We start from the raw sequence: 5,863 nt of genomic DNA on the forward strand, positions 1-5,863 counted from the left end.
CCGCGATCGCCAACGCGGTGTTCAACGCGACGGGTCGACGGATGACCGATCTGCCGATCACCCTGGAGAAACTGCTCTGAGCCTCAGGCCGTCCTTTCGCGGTCGGGCCTTCTCACGCGTAACACGAACGCCGCCAACGCCAGAACGAGCACCACAGCGCCCAATACGCCGATCTCGACGACGGCACGAGAGAACTCCGGGCCCTTCTCCAGCAGTGTCGCGGCCTCCACCGACAGTACGACGATCTCCTTGATGCCGGCGAGAATGCCCACGACGAGAAACGGTTCCGCGACGATTTCGTGTGACCGCAGGCAGGCGCGCACGGCATACATGAGCTCGACGAAGATGAACAGCAGCAGGAGCCCATCGAGGATCTCGAGCATCAGAGTCGACGCCGACGTGTTCCGGAGTCGGAGCAGCGTGTTGAACTGCGCAACGAGAAGCGCCACTGATCCGAAGGCAAGGACGACGGCGATGCCCCAGTAGAGGGCGTCCTCGACGCCACTCAGCACCCGGTCGGCCAAGCGCTGCCGACCCTCTTCGTCTTCTTCGACGTCGTCGTCGTCGTCGTCCTCGTCGTTGGCCATCCGAACCTCAGCGATTCAGCCACCAGATACGGCTCGACAGAGCCGTGGCGAATGCGCACCAGAGTGGATAGGGCCATAGGACCCGGGCGGGAACGCCCTTGACTCGCACTGCGCGCCGGGTGAGATCGGCACTGCTGACGGCCAGTGCACCGGCCAGGAGTGCGGAGGCCCCGAGCTGTCGACGTTTGAAGAAGAGCCACGACCAGCTGCCGTTGAGAAGGAGGTTCAGCGCAAGCAGGCCGGAGAATGCACGGGCCTGGTCCTGCTCACCGCGCGCGCCGAGTTCATCGATGGTCGCGGCCGAGACACCCGCGATGTCGCCATAGAGCAGTGGCCAGACGATGGGAAAGGCCTGTCGGGGCGGTTGGAAGCTGGGCTTCCGGAGTTTCTCGTACCAGTCCGATTGAACGGCGGGGCCGCTCGCCAGACCTCCGATGGCGGCAGTGAGGAACGCTGCGCCCGCGGTCTTGGCAAGAGTATTGGGATGCATGTGAGTTCCTTCCGCGCCCACGGTGTTACCCATGTGGCCTGATGGACAAACGCTGCGATCATGCCCCGGCGATGTCGACGCGATCCGCTTCTACGAGCGCGCGGGTACCGACCGACCTGTCAGTGCCTGTCCAAGTTCGAAGGTCGGAAAGCGGAATCGGCGACTGAGCAACCCCAACACCTAGGGATTCCATTGTAGGAATGTAAATTCGTTGCGGAATCGCTTGCGAAGGTCGTCAAGATCGGCGATGGTTTACCCACAGCGCACGGAGAGCATGGCCCACGATCTGCCTGGGGGGCATTTCTTCGTGCCGACCACAGGGAGGTCGTCCTGAACGGCACACGCAGCACCGCCGTCGACAGCACGACGGGGAAGGATGCGGGCACTCACGAGCCGGGCCAACCCGTCATCGAGATCGACCACGTGACCAAGCGCTTCGAGGACTACGTCGCCGTTGCCGACGCCGACTTCTCCATCGCGTCGGGAGAGTTCTTCTCGATGCTCGGCCCATCCGGCTGCGGCAAGACGACCACGTTGCGCATGATCGCGGGCTTCGAGACTCCGACCGAGGGCGCCATCCGTCTCGAGGGCGCCGACGTGTCGAGGGTTCCGCCACACAAGCGCAACGTCAATACGGTGTTCCAGCACTACGCATTGTTCCCGCACATGACCGTGTGGGACAACGTGGCGTACGGGCCCAGAAGCCTCAAGCACGGTAAGGCCGAGGTCAAGCGCCGGGTGGACGAGCTGCTGGACGTCGTCCGCCTCACCGACTTCGCAAAACGCAGGCCGTCGCAGCTGTCCGGCGGTCAGCAGCAGCGCGTCGCACTGGCCCGCGCGCTCGTCAACTACCCGAGTGCTCTTCTTCTCGACGAGCCCCTGGGCGCGCTCGACCTCAAGCTGCGGCACGTCATGCAGTTCGAGCTCAAACGGATTCAGCGGGAGGTCGGCATCACGTTCGTCTACGTGACGCACGATCAAGAAGAAGCGCTGACGATGAGTGACCGCATCGCCGTGATGAACTCGGGCAACGTCGAACAGATCGGCACTCCCACCGAGATCTACGATCGCCCGTCCACGGTGTTCGTGGCCAGCTTCATCGGGCAGGCCAATCTGTGGCATGGCATTCAGAAGGGCATGGACGGCGACTACGCCCAGCTGTCCGTCCTCGGCACCACGCTACGGGCGCGTCCCGGTGACACGACCATCGAGACCGGGGGCCAGGCGACGCTCATGGTGCGTCCCGAGCGCGTACGGGTCTCGATGGAACCGCCGTCGAGCGACGTCACCAGCGTGCCCGCGACGGTCACCGACCTCACGTTCCAGGGCCCCGTCGTGCGTCTGCAACTGGCCGCCGCCGACGGATCCCCGATCCTCGCCCACGTGGGCCCAGAGCAGGATCTACCGCTGCTTCGCCCCGGCGATCAGCTCCATGTGAGCTGGGCACCCGAGGCGTCGCTGGTCCTTCCCGCCGCCGACATTCCCACCACGGAGGATCTCGAGGAGATGCTCGACGATTCCTAAAACGATGAGTCGACGTACCGCTGACTTCCCGGCTACCCCTCCCCGGATTCATGAAAGGCACACCAGCCATGGCCTCCTCGAACAACCAAGGCATCGACCCAGCGCTCATGTCCCGACTCGTGAACAACCGGACCAACCGACGTCGGTTTCTGGGCGGCGGCGCTGCAGCGGCGGCAGCCTTCGCCTTGGGACCCGCGTTCCTGGCTGCGTGCAGTTCCAGCAGCACGACGAGTTCCAGCAGCTCGTCGTCGGCAGCGCCGGACGACGGCAAGCCGGCCAGCGGCACCCTGCGGATCTCGAACTGGCCGCTCTACATGGCCGACGGATTCGTCGCGGCCTTCCAGACGGCCAGCGGTCTGACCGTGGACTACAAGGAAGATTTCAACGACAACGAGCAGTGGTTCGCCAAGAACAAGGAGCCGTTGTCGCGCAAGCAGGACATCGGCGCCGACCTGGTGGTGCCCACCCAGTTCATGGCGCTGCGGCTCAAGCAACTGGGCTGGCTCAACGAGATCAGTGACAGCCGGGTGCCCAACAAGAAGAACCTGCGGCCCGACCTCTTGAACGACAAATCCGACCCGGGCCGCAAGTACACCGCCCCGTACATGAGCGGCATGGTGGGACTGGCGTACAACAAGGCCGCGACGGGACGTCCGATCACCAAGATCGACGATCTGTGGGATCCGAAGTTCAAGGGCAAGGTCAGTCTGCTCTCCGACATGCAGGACGGCCTCGGCATGATCATGTCGTCGCAGGGCAACTCGGTGTCCGAGCCGACGATCGACGCGGTCCAGAAGGCCGTCGACCTGGTCAAGGAACAGAAGGACAAGGGCCAGATCCGGCGGTTCACCGGCAACGACTACGCCGACGATCTGGCCGCGGGCAACCTCATCGTCGCCCAGGCCTACTCCGGCGACGTCGTCCAGCTGCAGGCCGACAATCCGGACCTGGACTTCGTGATCCCCGAGTCTGGCGGCGACTGGTTCATCGACACGCAGACGATCCCCTACACCACCCAGAACCAGCATGCCGCCGAGGCGTGGATCGACTACGTGTACGACAGGGCGAACTACGCCAAACTGGTCGCGTTCACCCAGTACGTGCCGGTGCTGTCGGACATGACCGACGAGCTGAACAAGATCAACCCGAAGCTCGCCGCGAACCCACTGATCAACCCGCCGAAGGAATCTCAGGACAGGTTGAAGACCTGGGCCGCGCTCACCGACGAGCAGACCCAGCAGTTCAACACCGCGTACGCCGCCGTCACCGGTGGCTAGGCAGCGGGCAGAACCATGGCAGGAGTAGCCAGCAGCAGTCGCCAGCGCAGCAAGATCGCGCCGTACTTGATGATCTTTCCTGCGCTCGCGTACCTCGCGATCTTCTTCGTGGTGCCGTTCTGGTCGTTGTTCCGGACGTCGCTTTCGACCATGGGCGGCTCGATCTACCTCCCGGAGTTGACCTTTGCGTGGAACTTCGGCAACTACGGCCATGCGTTGGCGACATACCAGGACCAGATCCTGCGGTCGCTGCTGTACTCCTTCACCGCCACCGTGGTGTCGCTGCTGATCTCCTACCCACTGGCGTACGTCATCGCGTTCAAGTCGGGGCGGTACAAGAACCTGCTTCTGGGCCTGGTGGTACTGCCCTTCTTCGTGACGTTCCTGGTGCGCACGCTGGCGTGGAAGACGATCCTGGCCGACGACGGCATCGTGGTGCACACGCTGAGCGCGATCGGGGTGCTGCCACCCGACGGACGGCTGCTGTCCACCAGCTGGGCCGTCATCGGCGGGCTGATCTACAACTCGATGACGTTCATGATCCTGCCGCTGTACGTCAGCCTCGAGAAGATAGACCCGCGGCTGTTGGAGGCATCGAAAGACCTGTACTCGTCGAGCTTCCGGGCGTTCCGCAAGGTCATCCTGCCGTTGTCGATACCGGGTGTGCTGGCGGGCAGCTTGCTGGTGTTCATCCCCGCCATGGGTGACTTCATCAACGCGGACTATCTGGGCAGCACGCAGACCACGATGATCGGCAACGTCATTCAAAAACAGTTCCTAATAGTCAAGGACTATCCCGGCGCGGCCGCGCTCAGCTTCCTGCTGATGGCCATGATCCTCGCAGGCGTGCTGTCCTACACGCGGGCGCTCGGCACGGAGGACTTGGTATGACGTTGCAGGAAGGCGCCGCGATCGTCGACGTGATCGACAGCCCGCCGGCCAAGATCAGACGCTCGATCATGGGCACCGGCAAGCTCGGTGACGTCTTGCTCAGGGTGGTGGCAGCACTGGTGCTGTTGTACATCTTCGTGCCGATCTTCGTGATCGTGCTGTTCTCGTTCAACAAGCCCGCAGGCAAGTTCAACTACACGTGGCAGGGCTTCACCCTCGACAACTGGGCCAACCCGTTCAAATATCCGGCCTTGGCCGAAGCGCTGAAGATGAGCATCCAGGTGGCGGCCCTGTCCACCTTGATCGCGCTCGTTCTCGGCACGTTGCTCGCAATTGCCCTGGTGCGCCAGCGATTCCGGGGCAGCAAAGCGGTCGATACGTTCCTCGTCCTGCCACTGACGGCACCCGAAGTGGTCATGGGCGCCTCGCTGCTGACGCTGTTCCTCGACCTCGGCTGGGCGACCGGCTTCGCCACCATTCTGATCGCGCACGTGGCGTTCGAGATCAGCTTCGTCGCGATGACGGTCCGGGCCAGGGTGCGCGGCTTCGACTGGACCCTCGAGGACGCGTCGATGGACCTCGGCGCAAGTCCCGCCAGGACGTTCTTCAAGGTGACGCTGCCACTCATCGTTCCCGGCATCGTCGCCGCGGCGATGCTGTCGTTCGCGCTGTCGCTCGACGACTTCATCGTCACGTACTTCGTGAGTGGCTCGACGGTGACCTACCCGTTGTTCGTCAACGCGGCGACGAAGGCCGCCGTGCCGCCGCAGATCGACGTGCTCGCGACCGCGATCCTGGCGATCAGCCTGGTCCTGCTGACCGTCGGAACGCTATACCGCCGCAAGCGAATCGACGTCTAGGCGACGGTTACGGTGCGTCGAGCCGGACCGTCACCGACACCCGGCCCCCGTGAACTCTGGCGCGCCATTCGTCCCAGCGTCGCGAGTCAGGTCACGTCGACGAGGACCGGTGTTCTGGCGCCGGCTCGCGCGGCGCCCATCCCCGCGGCCACGACGAGACAGATGCCGACCAGACCCGCCACCCCGGGTGCCTGCGACAACACCAGGAAGCCGACCAACATGGCGAACGCAGGC

6 protein-coding genes are annotated in these 5,863 nt (G+C 64.0%); 4 read left to right on the forward strand and 2 right to left on the reverse strand.

Annotated elements, in window-relative coordinates:
- Positions 1-83: 83 nt before the first annotated feature.
- Together QOI01_RS13645 and QOI01_RS13650 are read right to left on the reverse strand one after the other, a co-directional pair.
- Complete coding sequence (locus QOI01_RS13645; protein ID WP_526381716.1) at positions 84-587, reverse strand: phosphate-starvation-inducible PsiE family protein; 504 nt, start codon at positions 585-587, stop codon at positions 84-86.
- Positions 588-594: 7 nt separating this feature from the next.
- Positions 595-1,077 (reverse strand): TspO/MBR family protein, encoded by a 483-nt coding sequence (locus QOI01_RS13650; protein WP_526381718.1) that lies wholly within the window; start codon positions 1,075-1,077, stop codon positions 595-597.
- 423 nt (positions 1,078-1,500) lie between these two features.
- On the opposite strand from QOI01_RS13650, the gene QOI01_RS13655 reads away from it, so the two are divergent.
- The 4 genes from QOI01_RS13655 to QOI01_RS13670 all read left to right on the forward strand — a co-directional run bounded on the left by QOI01_RS13655 (position 1,501) and on the right by QOI01_RS13670 (position 5,629).
- Positions 1,501-2,601 carry an ABC transporter ATP-binding protein gene (locus QOI01_RS13655; RefSeq protein WP_526381720.1) on the forward strand — a complete coding sequence of 367 codons (1,101 nt, stop codon included), beginning with the start codon at positions 1,501-1,503 and terminating at the stop codon, positions 2,599-2,601.
- 68 nt (positions 2,602-2,669) lie between these two features.
- On the forward strand, positions 2,670-3,878 hold the full coding sequence (locus QOI01_RS13660; RefSeq protein WP_526381722.1) for a polyamine ABC transporter substrate-binding protein: 1,209 nt from the start codon (positions 2,670-2,672) through the stop codon (positions 3,876-3,878).
- A gap of 15 nt (positions 3,879-3,893) precedes the next feature.
- Positions 3,894-4,769: an ABC transporter permease gene (locus QOI01_RS13665; protein ID WP_526381724.1), complete on the forward strand. Its 876-nt coding sequence runs from the start codon at positions 3,894-3,896 to the stop codon at positions 4,767-4,769.
- Entirely contained in the window at positions 4,766-5,629 is an 864-nt protein-coding gene (locus QOI01_RS13670; RefSeq protein WP_526381726.1) for an ABC transporter permease, read from the forward strand. Before QOI01_RS13665 ends, QOI01_RS13670 begins: the two co-directional genes overlap by 4 nt.
- Positions 5,630-5,863 lie beyond the last annotated feature (234 nt).

Source organism: Mycobacterium sp. (genome assembly GCF_032162605.1).
Taxonomy (GTDB): Bacteria; Actinomycetota; Actinomycetes; order Mycobacteriales; family Mycobacteriaceae; genus Mycobacterium.